Annotated in this window: 15 protein-coding genes; 7 read left to right on the forward strand and 8 right to left on the reverse strand. The window is 38.4% G+C overall.

What is annotated here, in order from left to right; all coding sequences use genetic code 11:
* Positions 1-22: 22 nt before the first annotated feature.
* The 7 genes from H6G79_RS22480 to H6G79_RS22510 all read right to left on the reverse strand — a co-directional run bounded on the left by H6G79_RS22480 (position 23) and on the right by H6G79_RS22510 (position 6492).
* Positions 23-445 (reverse strand): hypothetical protein, encoded by a 423-nt coding sequence (locus H6G79_RS22480; RefSeq protein ID WP_190592070.1) that lies wholly within the window; start codon positions 443-445, stop codon positions 23-25.
* Between the two features lie 5 nt (positions 446-450).
* Positions 451-933 (reverse strand): hypothetical protein, encoded by a 483-nt coding sequence (locus H6G79_RS22485; protein ID WP_190592069.1) that lies wholly within the window; start codon positions 931-933, stop codon positions 451-453.
* A 2-nt stretch (positions 934-935) separates the two neighbouring features.
* Positions 936-1928 (reverse strand): bifunctional DNA primase/polymerase, encoded by a 993-nt coding sequence (locus tag H6G79_RS22490; protein WP_190592068.1) that lies wholly within the window; start codon positions 1926-1928, stop codon positions 936-938.
* Positions 1929-1995: 67 nt separating this feature from the next.
* Positions 1996-2220 carry a hypothetical protein gene (locus tag H6G79_RS22495; RefSeq protein ID WP_190592067.1) on the reverse strand — a complete coding sequence of 75 codons (225 nt, stop codon included), beginning with the start codon at positions 2218-2220 and terminating at the stop codon, positions 1996-1998.
* Positions 2221-2248: 28 nt separating this feature from the next.
* On the reverse strand, positions 2249-2995 hold the full coding sequence (locus H6G79_RS22500) for a hypothetical protein (protein WP_190592066.1): 747 nt from the start codon (positions 2993-2995) through the stop codon (positions 2249-2251).
* A 100-nt stretch (positions 2996-3095) separates the two neighbouring features.
* A complete protein-coding gene (locus H6G79_RS22505; RefSeq protein WP_190592065.1) occupies positions 3096-5816 on the reverse strand; it encodes a DEAD/DEAH box helicase in 2721 nt (906 codons plus the stop codon).
* Between the two features lie 322 nt (positions 5817-6138).
* Positions 6139-6492: a four-helix bundle copper-binding protein gene (locus tag H6G79_RS22510; RefSeq protein WP_190592064.1), complete on the reverse strand. Its 354-nt coding sequence runs from the start codon at positions 6490-6492 to the stop codon at positions 6139-6141.
* A 321-nt stretch (positions 6493-6813) separates the two neighbouring features.
* On the opposite strand from H6G79_RS22510, the gene H6G79_RS22515 reads away from it, so the two are divergent.
* From H6G79_RS22515 to H6G79_RS22545, 7 genes are all read left to right on the forward strand, one after another.
* Positions 6814-7527, forward strand: coding sequence for a DUF305 domain-containing protein (locus H6G79_RS22515; RefSeq protein ID WP_190592063.1), 714 nt, complete (start codon positions 6814-6816; stop codon positions 7525-7527).
* Between the two features lie 479 nt (positions 7528-8006).
* Positions 8007-9689 carry an efflux RND transporter periplasmic adaptor subunit gene (locus H6G79_RS22520; RefSeq protein WP_190592062.1) on the forward strand — a complete coding sequence of 561 codons (1683 nt, stop codon included), beginning with the start codon at positions 8007-8009 and terminating at the stop codon, positions 9687-9689.
* Between the two features lie 23 nt (positions 9690-9712).
* Positions 9713-12856, forward strand: a complete 3144-nt coding sequence (locus H6G79_RS22525) for an efflux RND transporter permease subunit (RefSeq protein WP_190592061.1) — start codon at positions 9713-9715, stop codon at positions 12854-12856.
* A gap of 43 nt (positions 12857-12899) precedes the next feature.
* Complete coding sequence (locus H6G79_RS22530; protein WP_190592060.1) at positions 12900-13394, forward strand: hypothetical protein; 495 nt, start codon at positions 12900-12902, stop codon at positions 13392-13394.
* A gap of 103 nt (positions 13395-13497) precedes the next feature.
* Complete coding sequence (locus tag H6G79_RS22535; RefSeq protein ID WP_190592059.1) at positions 13498-14436, forward strand: hypothetical protein; 939 nt, start codon at positions 13498-13500, stop codon at positions 14434-14436.
* A gap of 759 nt (positions 14437-15195) precedes the next feature.
* The gene (locus H6G79_RS22540; protein WP_190592058.1) at positions 15196-15681 is read left to right on the forward strand and encodes a DUF2808 domain-containing protein; all 486 of its coding nucleotides are present in this window, start codon (positions 15196-15198) and stop codon (positions 15679-15681) included.
* Positions 15682-15788: 107 nt separating this feature from the next.
* Positions 15789-16277: a DUF2808 domain-containing protein gene (locus H6G79_RS22545; protein WP_190592057.1), complete on the forward strand. Its 489-nt coding sequence runs from the start codon at positions 15789-15791 to the stop codon at positions 16275-16277.
* Positions 16278-16433: 156 nt separating this feature from the next.
* Here H6G79_RS22545 and H6G79_RS22550 read toward each other — a convergent pair whose 3' ends face one another.
* On the reverse strand, positions 16434-17372 hold the full coding sequence (locus H6G79_RS22550) for an IS5 family transposase (protein ID WP_190592056.1): 939 nt from the start codon (positions 17370-17372) through the stop codon (positions 16434-16436).
* Between the last annotated feature and the right edge of the window lie 52 nt (positions 17373-17424).

Consider the following 17424-nt stretch of genomic DNA (forward strand, 5'->3'; position numbering starts at 1 on the left):
TATAGCGGCTATAGATTTGTGATTACAGTACAGGATATTTACTCGTAATAGCAGGTTGCTGTTTAAGACTTTGAGCAACTTTTTCGCTGTAAGTCTCCCAAGATTGACCGAGCTTGATAGCTTTATCTATCTCAGGTTGTAAGGTAATTAAACTTTCGAGATTAATTTGACTGTTTATCTCTAGAAGCTTTATCTGCCATCCTAACTTTAGTGCAGGATTTATTTCTTCAAAACTGCTTTTCAATTCTCTAAATTGACTTCCTTTAGTACCTGCTTTTTTTACTAAACGAATTGAAATTGTATCATCAGTTGTTTGTCGTTCAATTTCGGCATTAGCATACTCTGGAAAGTAGACGCTAATAGCTGTTTTGAGTGTATTGTCATCCTGGGCTATCGCCTCATCCAGAGAAATTTCTTGTCCTTCGATAATAGCAATGTACTTCATGGTAATTAAAATAGTGACAGTTGGTTGTTAGGTGCAAGTTTTTTATCTTTATCTTCAGGTAGGTTACGCTTTTGTACTTGTCTGGATTGTTCCTGTTGATTCTGAACTTTAGTCTGCTTTTCCATCCTTTGTTTGCAAATATTTAGCATTTCTGGGAGAGATTTTTCTAAATCATGTAGCCAGTTATTTATGATAGGCTGAGATTTAATCTCAGCTAGGGGAATTATCTTTATGATTGGAGGTGCATCTTGAATTCCAATTGAGACAATTGCTTTTTCAGAATTTTGTGTTAACTGAATTGTAATTATGGCGGTTTTGGTTAAAGTTATATCGCTAGATGAATCTTGACTTGTAACTTCAGTATTTCCTGATTCATCTAATGTTTTTTCTAAATTTAGACTGTCCTGAATATCAGGATTAAAATCTTTACTGCTATAGCTATTTTCAAAGTCAGTTGTATTCTCGTCAGGTGATGTTTGATTATTCATGATTAAGAGAGATTGGCTAATCTAAATAAGGTGCGGATAGTGATACCTGTCTTGTTAAAAGACTGCCATTTGTAGGCGCATTCGCCTGGTTTGTATTTAGGAGAAAGTTGGCTCCAGGTGTCCCATGCCTTAAATAAAATGGGACTAACACTATGAAGTGCCATCCCGACTTGAATCCACGAATTGTAATCATCTGCAAATCGAGGGTGGATGACTTCGAGTAGCACAAGTGCAGTCTGGATATTAGTTTCTATTGAGGGAATTAAATGAGCGTACCTGTCTACCCCATATCTGCGGTTATATTTTTCTTTGGGTAGGTTAAACTTTCTTGTTTTCTCCTGTTTGGCAAGCATTTGGGCAATTACCCAATCGGGAGCTATTTCTATTTGGCGTTCAGATGGACTACAGCCGGGAAGCCATCTGTAATTTCTACCTTCTGGATGAAAGGACGGGGGGAGGATTGAAGCTAGGTTTTTGCCTCGAAATTCCAGGTGTTCGTCCTTCCCAGTTTTGATTTTGCGAGATTTGACATCGCAAGCTTTTGATTTGGGAATGAGGTATAAGCGTTGGCTGCGATATTTCCTCCCAGAGGTAAATGCAATTGTGGGAGGGAGATATTTTTGAGCGCGATCGTGTAACAACTCCATAGGAGTTTCGCTGATGGGTGTTAGCTGGTTAAGTTCTTTTGGTTCTAGGTGTTCGTTAATTTGAATGATTTGTCGCCAGGATGTTTCCCCATCGCAGTCAATAGCTACTAAGTACCCTTGAGGATGATTGAAACCGCATACCAAGGCTACACCAGTGGGTGTGATAAATCTGTTATTTGTCCAAACTTTTAGCCGACGGCGGACGAGTTCAGTTTGTAGTTGTTTGGGAGAGTAAGTGTTTTTTTCCCATTCTTTCCCTAGAGGACGTTTACCAAAGGTAGGGACGATTCGCCATTCTTCGGGTAAGTTGTCAAGCGAAGATACCAAATGACGGATTTGGGCGTGCATGAATTCATGTGGCTAATTATTTCGATAATTCATGCACGAGTGCGTTAGTAACCGTAGTGGTTGGAAATTATGACTGTGGTGCTAATTGATGGCCAGCTTCAACTAGCTTAACGAGTGTATTGTGGTCAAACGCTTTAATACCAGATCCAAATTGTTGCCACTGCTGCCATTTCTCTTTTGAATAAATGTGGTTAGGGTCAAAGTTGTAGACTTGACAGAATTTATGAAAATCAGCATTCCAGTGAAATGTACAAATACCTGTTATGAAATAGTTAATTTGTTGCTCGTCCATGATTAATATTTCAGATAGAGATTATGTTTTAAGCTAACCTTTTGTTAAGTGCATTTTCGACTTGATAAGTCCCAAGAGTACAGTTTGCATTGCAAGGAAAGGTAGGAAATTCAAGATAGTTATTCATAGTTTTTGTTACCTTGCACAGTACCATTATCCCCTCCCTACCCTTATTTTTTTGATTGTGATAGTAGCTGATAACCTCAAACTCATTATTGCCAGCCTCAAATCTACTTCCTCTATATTGAGAGATAGCCTTGTTCCAATCTGGTTGCCAGAGCATGAGTGTATCTATTGCCATTGCTCTCACAGTTGGGTTATCTAATTTCATTAGGATATCTGGTAAGTAATGACATTGTTTGGCAATTACTTCTCGTGCGTAATTTATCAGCCAATACTCTGCTTCTCTTAAAAGAGCTTTTGATTCAAGATTTTGGCACACTTCATCGTAAACCTTAGACATTAAATATGCCCTTTGTTCAAAAACCATCCCATTAGTTCGCAGTTTTAAGTCGGATGGATAATTAATTATCAAATCAGCTAGTTCATCACTGATTTTGGGAAGAGAATATTTATTATATTGTTGGGTTTCAGGATGAGATATTTTGACCTGATATCCTAGATTAACAGCATAATTTATAATAAAATCAATATTGTTAGACTCAACAAAATCTCCTATTTGAAAATTTGTTTCCATAAGTAAATATGATGGTGCGTGAATAATTTGAAATCTTTTAGGGTTTGGATGTGAATCAGCTAATAGTTCGACGTACATCGCTTATTCTCAAAACTTTCATCAATCTTGTGCGTAAGCGATGTATGTGGTTGAATTACTAAAAAAATAATCCTACCCAAGCTGGATAGGATTATCTTAACTATTGATTAATAGTTCTTGTCTCTGTTGGATTGATTATTTCCTTTAGTAGAGATAGCCCAACTGATTTAAATAGTGCTTCGTTATCATCAGGGCAGCGTTGAATTGTTGTACAAGAAGAGCAGCCGTATTTACAAGGACAATTATCGACTAGAAACTTTGCCTTAATCAAGGCACTCTCTAAATACTTGATGAGGGTATCACACATACCTGTACCATGTTCACAAGTATCAAAGAAATAGCCAACTATCTTAGTATTAGACGGCACTTCTACTAACATGAAATCTATATCTCGACTGTTTGCTCCATGTTCGACAAGTGGTAAACTGAGTATAAGGTGATGAGCGAGAGTATGAACGCAAATTTGGGTTTCATTGCTTTCAAATAGTTGTTTCTCCTCATTGGTAATATATTTCTGTTTATTAAGTATCTCTTTTCTGTGATTTTTGACCACAACTGAAAAATATTTTCGTGCGTCAGCGTTAATTTCAACTCTGACGCAGAATGTATTGTAGTTAAGAGCAAGTGATTCTTCGTATTTATTTTCCTCCAAGAGTTCGACAAATTCTCGTTCAACCAGTTGGGTTTTACAAGCAGGACAAGTTTGTAAGTGTCCAGGTAAATTTAAATTGAAGTTGCGACATCTGTTACTACTGCAAGTCCATTTTTGTTCCAGCCTGTACAAGTTGTAGCCATAAATTTCTTCTTTGATTTTGGCTGAAACAGGTGTAAATCTAGCAGCCCCTTGGGGAATATTGATAATTTTGGCTTTCCCGATAATTTTAATTTCCTCGAAATTTAGGCTTCCTTCAGGACGACTAAATAAATTGGTTGCTTCAATTGGCTTGAGAATTGCTTTCCCTTCGCTTAAATTTAGCTCTTGTGATTTATACTGTACGGGGTTGCCATCAAAGTCTTGAGCAAGATATATAGCACCAGGGTAAACTTCTCTTAGTGCAGAAGATGCCGAACTTTCCTCAAACTCTTCTGCGCTATCTTGATTGATATAACTGATGTTTTGGTCAGTGTTGCCTCTAACTTTAATTTTTGAGTGGACATAACCGAGGTTTCGATTAGTTGTCAGTCTTTGATTGTAGCTGAATATCAGTTGATTTTCACCGATTAACTGTCGGGCGATCGCATCACCAGAACTACTAAAATGTCGGGCAATTTGAGCTTGTGTCGGCTTACTTTCTTTGCAACAAGCGAGAATATGCTGCTCCAAAGTTGTTTCATAATTGTGGTTAAAGTTGATAATTTCTGGAGGATCGGATAAAAGGCGTTCTGGGTAATTGGCGTAGTAAGAATCCATAATCGACCTTTTCGACGGAATAAACACCAATAGTCCTGCTTCCTGTCTCCCCGCACGTCCTGCCCTTTGGCGAAAGGCAAGAATTGAGCCGGGGTAACTATGTACGATAGTTGCATCAATACACCCAATATCTAGACCCGCCTCCAAAGCACTTGTAGATATAATGAACTTGACCTTCCCGCTTTGTATATCTGCAATAATTTTGTTACGCTGATTTGCCTTCATGCTCCCATAAAATGCTGAGATGCTTTCTCCCAGATGGGGCAGTTGCATCTCGATTAAAGCCTTACGTATGGCATTAGTTAAAACCTTAACCAGTTCTCTACTATCGCAGAAACAAATCCCGACTATGCCTTTACTTACGAGCATAGCTGCGACTTGGGCAGTTTGGTAAAATGTATTGTTCCGTGCTTTAAGGCTAATAAAAGTAATCTCCGAGCGTTTTGCCCCACTTTGCTCAATAATAGCAAGATTACTTTGGTCTTCTCGATTAGATATCTTCTGGGCAATTTCGCTGCTGTTACTAATTGTTGCAGAAGCGAAGATGTACTGTAATTTTGAAATATCATTGCCGACAGACTCTATCATAAGTTGAGTTCGCCGATTAAGTAGTGCAAAATGCGAACCAAATATGCCTTGATAAAAGTGCATTTCGTCACAGACAATGATTGAAAGTTTTCTGATTGTTTCTCTAAATCCCCAGTTTGAATTGAATTGAAAGTTGTTAAGTTCGTGGTTCCATACATCAGGAGTCACGCATAAAATTGAAGGTTGATTGCTGTAAAGTAGTTTGCGCTCTTGGGGAGGAATATCTCCATTAATATTGAGAATTTGGGGGCGAATATTTTCATCTAAGTGGCTAACAAAGGAACGTATTTTCTCTACCTGGTCAAATGCAAGTGCTTTCAAGTTAAAGAATATTAAAGCTGATTTACCTTTTAGACACTCATGAATGATTGGAATGAGAAAAGAGATACTTTTACCACTGCTGGTAGGAGTTTGGAGAATTATATCTTCTCCTTTTTTGTAAGCTTGCCATGCTTCAACCTGATGAGAGTATAGTTGGGTGATTCCTGACTTACTTAAGGCCAGTTTAACTAGAGGGTGAATATCATCCGGGATGGGATAAAGTTTAGCTTCTTGAGCAGGAATTACTTCGCAGCTTTGTAGCTTTCCAGAGCCGTCAAGTATAGCAGCTATCTCTTGGTAGAGAATGCTTTTACCTGTTGGTGCTTGGTTTAGAGGTAATAAGTTACCGCTATTGACTTCATGCTCCCAGTCAAAAATAATTTGGTTTAAACTACCCTTTTTAAAGTAAAGGTTTTTCTCAATGATGGCGGCGATATGGATAACACCATGTTCTTTGGAATAAACCTGCTTGTTTGCTTCTAACCATTCAGGTTGGTTCATAAAAAATTACCTACTTGCTGTTTTAGCAAATAGGCGTTAGTTAAAGTCGTAGTTTCTATTATCACGACTTTTTTATAGTAATTTATGATAGGGAATTACAGCTTCTAACAAGAAATTTAATTACATATTCTATTTGAGTAAATTTCAATATATCTAAATTAATTTAAAAAATAAAAAGTATTTGTTTAAATATAAAATAGTTGTATCTTAAAAGCATAAGCAGTAAAAAATATAATAATGCTGTTTAGTACTTTTATTTATGCTGCGGTCAGCGCTCGCAGCATAAATAAATTGCAACGCAGCAGTCAGCAATTATACATACTTACACCATAGCTGTAGCCATTTGGCGACAAGACTCGGCGCAACGACGACAAGATGCAGCACAGCGTTTACAATGGTCGCTATCGTGTTTTTCACATTCGCTAGCACAGCGATCGCAAGCTTCTGCACAGACTCCACATATTTGAGCATGGAGAGCAGAATTGCGCGACATGAAACGGGCGCAGAGAGCGCAGGTATCAGAACAGTCTCGGCATAGCTTAATACATTGAGCCATCATCTGTACCATATTGCTATTTAAGCAAGCATCGGCACAGTTTTCACAGTCGCGTAGGCAATTAAAGCAAGCCTCTATGCAAGTTTCAAGCAAGGATTGGTGAGATTGAGTTGTCGTCATAGTTAGACCTCCGATTTCAAGTTATCAATTTCACAAGAGGTTGTATTCGTACCTCTTCGCCCTTAAGTTAAAAAATTACTAATATGGTTGCCTCTGTCTCATGATATAAAGAATATTTATTACTAATTAGCTAGAACTATTTCATCCTAATTTCATTTAAGTATGTATAAGTAGTTTTGTAATTAAAACTTTAGTACAAATTTCTAACCTTTTATAACTGCTGCATGCCATAAACAAAATTAGATTTCATCCTGATTTCATTTTTGTCTGTCAAACTATATAGTGGCAACAGTGTATTCTAAATAATTAGTTATTTTGCAAATGTTTAATTTAACAAATAGATTTTTGTCATTAGCCTTAGTCGCGATCGCCTCTTTTAGCAGTAGCGTGTTGACTGCCTGTTCTACTACCACTTCCCAAAATCAAGCATCAAACCCTACTACCACCGCTACTGATACGAGTGACAAGCAACCGATGAATCACGACAGTGGGATGATGAATCATGGTGGTGGCATGAACCACAGCATGACAATGGATTTAGGTTCAGCCGATGCTAATTATGATTTACGCTTTATTGATGCGATGATTCCGCACCATCAAGGGGCGGTTGATATGGCAAAACAAGCACTGGAGAAATCAACACGTCCTGAAATCAAAAAGCTGGCTTCGGAAATCATTAAAGCTCAAGACCAAGAAATCGCCAAGCTAAAGCAATGGCGTAAAGCATGGTATCCCTCTGCAAGTAGTACCCCAGTAGCTTATGATGCGAAAACAGGTAAGACAGTCTCCATGCCTCACGAGCAGATGCAAGGCATGATGATGAATATGAATTTAGGATCTGCTGATCCTGAATTTGATTTGCGGTTTATCAATGCGATGATTCCACACCATGAAAGTGCGATCGCAATGGCTAAAGATGCATTGAGTAAGTCTCAGCGTCCTGAAATCAAGAAATTGGCTCTGAGTATTATTGATTCACAGCAAGCAGAGATCAACCAAATGAAGCAGTGGCGAAAAACTTGGTACAACAAGTAAATTCAGTCGTTTATGGGGGAGACCACATCAGTTGCTAATCTGTGACCAACTGCACAGAGCGTGTCTAAAAGTTGGCAGATTTGATGACACTTACTTCAACGTGGGAAAATCGTGAAACCCAGTGTTTCCACAACGTAGTGCTTCCTCTGCAAGCAAGTGGTTTTAAGTCCTACCGACATTGCTGCTTTAGTCGCGGCATCAGGGATGTAATCTTACAAGCTACCCATCACTAATTGTCAAAAGCAATATGGCTGTATAAGTTATTTGTTAATTGTGCGAAGTCCCCTTGTTAGGGTAGGTGAGAGTTTCCTAGCAGATTTTGATGAAATTTCTCTAAGTTTGGAATGCTCAAAACTCGATTTCATCCTGATTTCATCTCTACATGAAACACTAGTGTAAGAGTGCATTTCTCAAACCTAAAAGCACTTTTAACAGATCGCAATTCCTGATGCTTCCTACTCAAAAACCTAACAAGCGCAATGTCTAACTCAGAGCGTTCCCAAATACCTACAAAGATTTGTTGTGTGTCTAGCACATTCCTCAGTCTGCTGTTATTAGCAAGTCCCACACTTGTTATGGCTCATGCCGGACATGGAAACGAATTTCACCAAGAAAGTGAAGCTACTGGGACTAGTAATTCCATCCAGGTTGATGCTGACACAGCTAAACGACTAGGAATTAAAGTCGAGTCAGTCAAACGTCAGCAGTTAGCCATCGGCATTAAAACCACTGGGCAAATCGAAACTCTTCCCAGCCAAAAAGTAGAAGTTACTACGCCAATTCCAGGGGCGAAAGTGGTGGAATTATTGGTAGAACCTGGTGCATCAGTAAAGAAAGGTCAGCCTGTTGCTGTTGTAACTAGTCCAGACCTAGTAACATTGCGCGTAGAATCTCAGGAAAAATTAGCACAAGGTCAAGCTGATTTACAACAGGCCCAAGCAGACTTAAGACTAGCTCAACAGAATTACCAAAAATACCAACAAATAGCCACCTCGGAAATTGCCCAAGCACAAAGTCAAGTTGAATTTGCTCAAGAAAAGTACAGCAAAGACAAGCAGTTAGCTGATGATGGTGCTTTACCTCGTCGTAATGCTTTAGAGTCCCAAACTCAGTTAGCACAAGCAAAAGCCGAACTCACTAAAGCCAATAGTCAAAGAGAGGTGATTGAGGCAGAAAATCAACTCAAACGCGCTCAAGCAGCAGTTGAGTTAGCCAAGTCAAATATTAGTCGCAGTAATAATATTTATCAAACCCGACTTGCTCAATTGGGAACTCTTGCTAATGCTAAGGGATTGGTTATAGTAACTGCTCCTATCTCCGGCAAAGTGGCAGATCGAGAAGTTACCCTTGGTCAAACCTTTGAAGATGCTGGTGGCAAATTGATGACGATTGTCAACGACAGTCAGGTATTTGCTACAGCTAATATTTATGAAAAAGATTTAAGCAAGCTAAGAACTGGTCAAAGAATTAATTTACGAGTTGCTAGTCTACCTGAAAGTACATTTTCAGGACGAATTTCCCGGATTGGGACATCGGTAGAAGGAGAAACACGAGTTGTACCAGTACAAGCTCAAGTGAATAACTCAAGTGGTCAACTCAAACCCGGAATGTTTGCTCAACTGGAAGTTTTGACAAACCAAACGTCCTCTGCTGTTTTAGCTATTCCTACCTCAGCAGTGGTTGAGGCAAATGCTAAAAAATTCGTCTATTTGCAAAATGGTAATTCTTTTCAGTCCACTGAAGTAACTTTAGGGCAAACTTCTGGAGATATGGTTGAGGTCAAAAGTGGTTTGTTTGAGGGAGATATGATTGTGACTCAACGCGCACCACAACTTTATGCTCAATCATTGCGGGGTGGTAGCAAATCTGCAAGCGGAGACAAAAATGAAACACATACCAACACAGAAGTAACCCAAGCAAAAACAAACTTACCTATACCTTTGTGGCTATTGGGAACAGGAGGAGTAACACTTTTTGGTGTTGCTGCTTTTGCCGCAGGTAGTCTTTGGTCAAGTCGTCGCATACGTCAGCGTTTTGTATCAGTTGGTCATCCCGAATATGATGGCTTTAATTATGAAACTGAAACTCATATTGATAACCATAAAAAATCAACCACATCAAATTCTACTGCTGTCTTTGATCAACCAGACAATAACATTTAGTAATTTCAAATTTCAAATCTAAAATGCTCAATAACATCGTCAGGTGGGTGATTGACCGACGTTGGCTCGTTGTTTTAGCTACAGCGATCGCTGCATTGTGGACATTCTACGTCATTCCCCAAATGCCATTGGATGTGCTACCACCCTTTGCACCGCCCCAAGTAGAAATTCAAACCGAAGCACCGGGACTTGCGCCGGAAGAAGTTGAATCTTTAGTAACTTTACCCATCGAAAGTGCAATTAATGGTACACCAGGAGTAACCGCAGTTCGTTCATCCTCAGCAGCAGGAATTTCTGCTGTCAGGGTTATTTTTAACTGGGGGACAGAAATTTATCAAGCACGTCAGCTAGTTACTGAACGATTGCAACAAGCTGCAAGCAAGCTTCCCCCAGGAGTAGAAACGCCGCAAATTTCTCCCACTACTTCACCTGTTGGTTTAGTGGTTCAATACGCTTTTACAGTCGAATCAGAAAATAATAATTCTCAAGTCAAAATAGACTTGATGGGAGCTAGACGAATTGTTGATTGGCAAGTCACAAATCGTCTTTTAGCTGTTCCAGGTGTGAGCCAAGTAGTAGTTTTTGGTGGTGATGCTCGTCAATATCAAGTTTTAGTAGATCCAGCAAAATTAGCAGCTTTTAATGTTTCTTTAGAGCAAGTTACTAATGCCACAAAATCTGCTAATGGTAATGCACCGGGCGGTTATTTAATCACATCAGATAAAGAAACATTAATTCGAGGTATAGGACGCATTGAATCAATTGCAGATTTGCAAAAATCAACTATTACTGCACGTAACGGAGTACCTGTTAGACTGCAAGATGTAGCAGAAGTAAAAATTGGTGGCGCAATTAAACGGGGTGATGGCAGTTTCAATGGCAAACCAGCAATTATTTTAATGGTTAATAAACAGCCGCTTGCAGATACTCCTACTGTTTCCCGTGCAATAGAAGTGGCGATGAAAGAAATTCAAGCTGGTTTACCCCCAGAGATTAAAGTCACAACGACATTTCGCCAAGATAGTTATATTGATTCCTCAGTTCAAAATGTTAGTTCATCATTAATTCAAGGCAGCATCATTGCGGCAATAATTCTTATTCCCTTTTTAATGAATTGGCGGACTCTTGCCATATGTTTACTAGATTTTTTCTTAACTTTACTGTTTGGATTGCTAGCCCTTTCTTGGCTAGGTATAGGTCTGAATACAATGACTTTAGGAGGTTTAGCAGTAGCGATTGGTACGGCAATTGATGATGCTATTGTTTATGGAGAAAATACTTATAGAAGATTGCGAGAAAATAAAATTTCTGACAATCCATTACCGCCATTAGAAATTATTTTTGAAGGTTCAGCAGAAGTACGAGAATCATTGATTGGTGCAACTGTTATTGGCATTATTGTTTTTTCACCAATTTTTACTCTGCCGGGTGTAGAAGGAAGAATTTTTACACCAATGGGAATTTCTTATTTAGTCATAGTTGTTATTTCTAGTTTAGAATCACTGTTAGTCTCCCCTGCTTTATGTGCGATTTTATTACCTAATGTCAAAGTGACAAAAAGAGAACCTTGGTTGGCGAGATTATGTAAGACAATTTATAGTTACTGTCTCAACTTTTCTTTTCGGAATTCTTTACCAATCATTGGTGTTGCATTGGGTTTAACAGTAGCAGCGATCGCAGTTATTCCTTCATTCGGTAGAGCTTTTTTACCAGAGTTCCAAGAGCAAACGATGGTAAATACTTTAACTTTATATCCTGGTGTGTCTTTAGAAGCGACAACAAAAGCCGGTTATGTAGTGGAAGATGCGCTCAAAAATGACAACCGCTTCAAATTTATTCAAACACGAGCTGGACGTGCTGAGGGAGATGCAGATGCGGCAGGTGTGAATATTGCACACGTTGATATTGAACTCAGTGATGAGGGAATGAAAGACCGCGCGAAAACTTTAGAAAAGCTGCGTCAAGAGTTTGATAAGATACCAGGAGCAGCACCGAATGTAGGTGGATTCATCTCCCACCGCATGGATGAAGTTTTGTCTGGAGTCAGAAGTGCGATCGCAGTTAAAATTTTTGGTTCAGACTTAGCACAACTCCGTCAGATTGGGGAACAAGTAGAAGCCCAGATGAAAACGATTGACGGTGTTGTAGATTTATTGCTAGAACCACAAATTCCCATACCGCAAATTCAAATCAAATTTGATCGAGATGCAGCTAGCCGTTACGGTTTATCAGTCGGAGAAATTTCTAGCATTATTGAAACCGCACTCAACGGACAAGTTGTTTCTCAAGTTTTAGAAAACCAACAATCATTTGACCTTTTAGTGTGGTTAAAGCCGGAAGCACGACAAGATTTGTCCACCATTCGAGATTTATTAATTGATACGCCCAATGGACAGAAAATTCCTTTAGGGAATGTCGCAATAATTGACAACGGTACTGGCCCGAATACAATCAATCGTGAAAATGTTTCCCGTTTGATTGTAGTTTCAGCTAATGCTAAAGGTAGGGATTTACGCTCGATTGTCAATGAGATTGAAGCCAAAGTCAAAAGTAATGTCCAAGTACCTGCGGGTTATTTTATCCAATACGCAGGTCAATTTGAAGCAGAAGAACGCGCTACCCAAAATATCCTGGTGTTCAGTGCGATCGCATTTGTGGCAATTACAGTTCTCATGTATATTTCAGTGAAATCTATACCTTCTACCATCATGATTATGATTAATTTACCAATTGGTTTGGTAGGAGGTGTAATCGCGGTAGCTTTAACTGGAGGCGTGATTTCTGTTGCGTCTTTGGTTGGATTTGTTTCCTTGTTTGGCGTAGCAACTCGCAATGGTTTGTTATTAGTGGATAACTACAATAGTAAATTTGCCGAAGGAATGCCGTTAAAAGAAATCATTCTTAAAGGGTCAATGGAACGACTTAACGCTATTTTAATGACGGCTTTGACTTCTGCATTAGGTCTAGCACCAATGGTATTACAAGGTGGCCCAGGACAAGAACTTTTGCAACCACTTTCTATTGTTGTTTTTGGTGGATTGTTTACATCGACAGCGATAACTTTGGTTGTTTTACCTGCTTTGTATGCCAAGTTTGGTAAACATTTATTCCCCAAGAAAACGGAGGAAAGTAAAGAAAAAGACGAAAAATTTTTTATGCACATGTAGCTACTCAAAATGTCTGCACATATATACAGAGAGGAATAAACCAATGAAATCACTTAAATCTGGCTTGATAATTCTTGGAAGTGTGGGACTACTATTTTTAGGATCTTGCAGTAATGCTAATCAAGCAGCTAATACAGAAAATAGTCCAACTGCTTCTACCTTAACCACTCAAGTACCATCTGTTTCTGCCTCACCAGCAACTAAAACAGATAGCGAGCATGGTGCATCTCATGGAGGACAGGTTGTAGAGACAGGAAACTATCATTTAGAATTTGTGCCTGATAAGGAAGCAAATGGAACTCACATGGATTTATATTTACAAACAGGTGATAACCACGCCACAGTGCCTAATGCAAAAGTAACGGCTCAAGTGCAGCTACCTGATGGTCAACAAAAGACGATTCCTTTTACCTATGATGCTAAAGACAAACACTATACTGGTCTACTGAATGAAAAAGCATCTGGTCAGTATCAAGTGAAAATTACAGCAGATATTAAAGGTGAACAAGCAACCGGGCGTTTCAACTTTAATCGCTAACTAGTATTTATCATGCTTTGATTTCGACGCTGATTATTCTAGTTTTCGGAGCAATATCACCTTTAAAGCGTACATTTTACACACAAATCCTATTTTCATCAAAATGAAAAGTTTTTTGACTGCACTGGCTATCACTTCAACTCTTGCATTGACTCAAGGTTGTGCTTCACAAGTTAAATCTGGGGAAATTTCAGAGACTAATCCCACCAGCATAAGTAATGCGAATCCCCATACTGGTCACAATATGAAGGATTCTAAAAAACCAAAAGAAAAAGATAATCCTCATGACGGACATAATATGGGGGACTCCCATGATGAGCATTCTGGTCATTCCCAGTTAGAACCTGCGAACGCTACTGCAAAACTTATCCTTCCCAGCAAAATAACTCCTAACACTCCTGTTCCTATAGCGATTGAAATAAAAGACAAAAATGGTAAAGCCATTGCTAATTTTGACAAATTTCAAGAAGAACTAATGCACTTAATTGTCGTTAGTGATGATTTACAATCTTTCCAACATATTCATCCTGCATATAAAGGGAATGGACGCTTTGAAGTTCAAGTTTATTTTCCCTATCCTTCTAACTATACTCTTTTCAGTGATTACAAAGTAGCAGGAAAAGCAGAACAAGTTTCAGTTCTCAAAGCACCAGTTCCAGGTCAATCATCAGCTAAACCAAAAATTGATTTAGCTACTACTAAAACTTTTGATAACACTCAAGTTAATCTCAAGTTATCTCAATCCACCATTAAAGCTGGACAAGAGGTACATTTAATTTTTAATTTACAAGATGCTGCAAGTAAAAAACCACCCACAGATTTAAAACCTTATTTAGGAGAAAGGGGGCATTTAGTTATTCTTAAGCAATCATCACCGTTAACACAAGCAGACTATATCCATGCTCATGCTATGAAAAACACTCCAGATTATGAGGTTCATTTTATCACCCGTTTTCCAAAACAGGGAAAATATAAAATGTGGGGACAATTTAATCGAAACGGGAAAATTATTACTGCTGATTTTTGGGTAACCGTTATTTAAATACATTGATATATCCTAATTTCATCTTGATTTCATCTATACTTTGTATAATCTAAATAGAAACATGCTCCTCATGTTTACCCCCACCAAGCTTTTTATTCATGCCACTTTCAACATGAATAAAAAGCTTGATTTCTTATTAATTAAAAGATTTGTTATTTTATAAGTAATTTTATTAAATAGATTATTTTCCTGAGAAATTAAGTTACTTGCTACAAAAATTAATTATATTTTTTCACTAAATTAAAACTTAATTATTCAATTTCAAAACTAAATCCAGTAATTTACTTCTTTTGTTGTAATAGTATTCTTAAAATTAATAGTGCTATGCAGTTATTTCTAGCACTAGCTACTTGCGAATAAGCTTAAACACATTACTATAACCAAGTATTAGTTATAATTTTACCTATCATCTTTCGGCTAAAGTCGTTAGCAGTGACGTAAAGATTTCTTTAGATGAAGTTCAAGTTCCTTCATATTAATCTATTTGTAAATTTTAATGATAACTACTGAAATTTCATCTTGATTTCATTAGGACTTGTCATGCTAGTAGATAGAGTTAATATAGATCGTCAGCGAAAAATTACCAATAATTTTAACGTAATAAGGGCAACTTAACAGGCTACTTCTCGTGATTGATCAGAGTATCAATGGGGTAGTTAAATATAGCTTTGCCAAGTTTGATGTATCTATTAAGAACAGATTAACTCATAAATAATGCTCTGCTAGCTGATGTATTTGATTATTTTGGAGGTAAATATGAAGAGATCATTGATTTACGCTGTTGTGTTTACTCTGAGTAGCACAGCTATTATTTTTCCTAGCTATGCAAGTCCTAGAACAGACAATGGTAAGGTTCCCCATATTGATAGAAATACACAATTTCCCCCTACACGTTGGGGAAGTTTTAGACATACTTTCCAGTTACACGTTCCCCAAAATAGTAAAGCTGTTACTCAACTACTTATCAAAGTTCCAGACAATGTAACTATAAGTAATGACATTCAGGATATCGATGTTGTGGATGAAAAGGGACAGAAAATTAATACTAATGTATCTGTCAACGGTAAAACAATACTACTAGCTTTTGCTGAACCAGTTGCCCCTAATACTAAGTTTGATATTGATCTTAACAAAATAAAAAGACAAAATCTTGGTAATGGTTCTGTTTACAGTTTCTCAGTTAGAGAGGTTGGTATTGATGCAGAAATCTCTATAGGTGTTGCTTGGTTTCGTATTTACTAATCGAATCTTTTTCTAATAACAAATTAAGGAATTTCATGGAGATTTCATTTATGAATGTGAAACTGATAATAGGAACAAAATTTACGTAATTTTTGAGGAGAAACAAAATGAAAAGACTGATTTATCTGACTGCATTTACTTTAGCAGTGACATCTTTTTCAGTTCCTGCTGTATGGGCAAGTGGAAAACCAGGTGATTTTAGAGCTTCTCATCTGCTCAGAGGTGCTGCCATTCCTAATACTACTTATGTCACAGATGCTACTCATAAATTTGAAGTTCATGTACAAGGTAAACCTTTGGCAGAACTCGCAATTAATTTACCTGACGGAGTGAGAATTGATAAGGGAATTGAAGTTAAAAATCAATCAGGGGAGGAAATTTCTACGACAGTTTCTATTAATGGACAAAAAGCTACAGTAGCTTTTTCACAACCAATAGCTCCTGAAACAAAGCTCTCAGTTTTAATGAGAGGAGTCAATACTCAAGCGTATGAATCAGGCTATGGTGCAACTTGGCAGTACCAAGTTTATGCTAAAAAAGTTGGATTGACGCAAGAAATTCCACTTGGTCTAGCTCAGATTCAGACTTATCCTTGATCCAAATAATACAAACTAACCACTTACTCTTGGTATTGAGCCGAGATACGCGGCTCAATACCCTCTTCTGTTTGACTGGAGATTTAAATCTAGTTTAGAACGGCTTTGTTGCATGAAAGGAAAAAAGGACACACCAATCCGAAGTAAGGATAGGAATTAGTCTTCGACTTTATAAGAGTCGGGCTTACCTAACTGGATCATGCGGTTAAGCGCAGCACATTGCAGAAATAACTCGACAGCTTGGTTATCAAAAAAGCGTCGTCTTAACTTACCACCAAAGATGGTTTTGAGCCGAAAAATGGCAGTTTCAGATAAAGAACGGCGATGATATCCAGTTTCTTGTTTCCATTGCTTACGCCCGACTTGGTTCACCCGCAGCAGATTTTCATCTCTAGGGTGTGGCCGTGCTTTATTATTTGGTTGTTGAATTTTGGCGTTAGTGCGCGGTGGAATTACCGCTTTTGCCCCGCGTTGTGAAATGGTATCGTAACAATCTCTTGTGTCATATCCACCATCACCAGATACTTGCTCTATCGGTTGCTCAATCTGCTCCAATATGTCAGGTAGTACCTCGCAATCACCTACATCATTAGTAGTGACAACTGCGCCCAGGATTTCGCCACTTTCACAGTCAACTCCTAAATGCAATTTCCGCCATGTACGCCTTTTACTAACCCCATGTGTACGGACTTTCCATTCGCCTTCACCATATACTTTCACCCCAGTTGAATCTACCACTACATGGACTGCCTCATCTTTTGGCACTACAGGTAGTTTCACCGACAACTTATTTAATCGACGCGACAACGTGGAGTGGTCTGGTACTTGTAGCTCAACTCCCATGAGCATAAATAACGATTCCAAAAACCCTTCTGCCTGCCGTCCTGGTAAATGAAACACCGATTGAATTGTTCCCATTGTGGCGATTGCCACATCAGAATAATAATTCGATGCTCCCTTTTTACCCGTTTTCTGCTGGTTGCGCCACTGCTCGATTACCGTTTCATTTACCCAAAAGGTAATACTACCTCGTTGCTTGAGCGCAGCATCATAAGCGTTCCAATTCTTGACTTTGTACTGAGCTTTCGTTTTCATTTTTCAACGGCAGTGGGCAGAGTCCATAGGTCATAGGTAAAATTTACCATTT

This window comes from Anabaena sp. FACHB-83 (genome assembly GCF_014697485.1).
GTDB lineage: Bacteria > Cyanobacteriota > Cyanobacteriia > Cyanobacteriales > Nostocaceae > Nostoc_B.

Bases quoted from the DNA above. Each gene is read 5' to 3' on its own strand.
- H6G79_RS22530 (WP_190592060.1), top strand. From the start codon at position 12,900: ATGAAATCACTTAAATCTGGCTTGATAATTCTTGGAAGTGTGGGACTA.
- H6G79_RS22520 (WP_190592062.1), top strand. From the start codon at position 8,007: ATGTCTAACTCAGAGCGTTCCCAAATACCTACAAAGATTTGTTGTGTG.
- H6G79_RS22545 (WP_190592057.1), top strand. From the start codon at position 15,789: ATGAAAAGACTGATTTATCTGACTGCATTTACTTTAGCAGTGACATCT.
- H6G79_RS22515 (WP_190592063.1), top strand. From the start codon at position 6,814: ATGTTTAATTTAACAAATAGATTTTTGTCATTAGCCTTAGTCGCGATC.
- H6G79_RS22540 (WP_190592058.1), top strand. From the start codon at position 15,196: ATGAAGAGATCATTGATTTACGCTGTTGTGTTTACTCTGAGTAGCACA.
- H6G79_RS22535 (WP_190592059.1), top strand. From the start codon at position 13,498: ATGAAAAGTTTTTTGACTGCACTGGCTATCACTTCAACTCTTGCATTG.
- H6G79_RS22495 (WP_190592067.1), bottom strand. From the start codon at position 2,220: ATGGACGAGCAACAAATTAACTATTTCATAACAGGTATTTGTACATTT.
- H6G79_RS22500 (WP_190592066.1), bottom strand. From the start codon at position 2,995: ATGTACGTCGAACTATTAGCTGATTCACATCCAAACCCTAAAAGATTT.
- H6G79_RS22505 (WP_190592065.1), bottom strand. From the start codon at position 5,816: ATGAACCAACCTGAATGGTTAGAAGCAAACAAGCAGGTTTATTCCAAA.
- H6G79_RS22550 (WP_190592056.1), bottom strand. From the start codon at position 17,372: ATGAAAACGAAAGCTCAGTACAAAGTCAAGAATTGGAACGCTTATGAT.
- H6G79_RS22510 (WP_190592064.1), bottom strand. From the start codon at position 6,492: ATGACGACAACTCAATCTCACCAATCCTTGCTTGAAACTTGCATAGAG.
- H6G79_RS22525 (WP_190592061.1), top strand. From the start codon at position 9,713: ATGCTCAATAACATCGTCAGGTGGGTGATTGACCGACGTTGGCTCGTT.
- H6G79_RS22480 (WP_190592070.1), bottom strand. From the start codon at position 445: ATGAAGTACATTGCTATTATCGAAGGACAAGAAATTTCTCTGGATGAG.
- H6G79_RS22490 (WP_190592068.1), bottom strand. From the start codon at position 1,928: ATGCACGCCCAAATCCGTCATTTGGTATCTTCGCTTGACAACTTACCC.
- H6G79_RS22485 (WP_190592069.1), bottom strand. From the start codon at position 933: ATGAATAATCAAACATCACCTGACGAGAATACAACTGACTTTGAAAAT.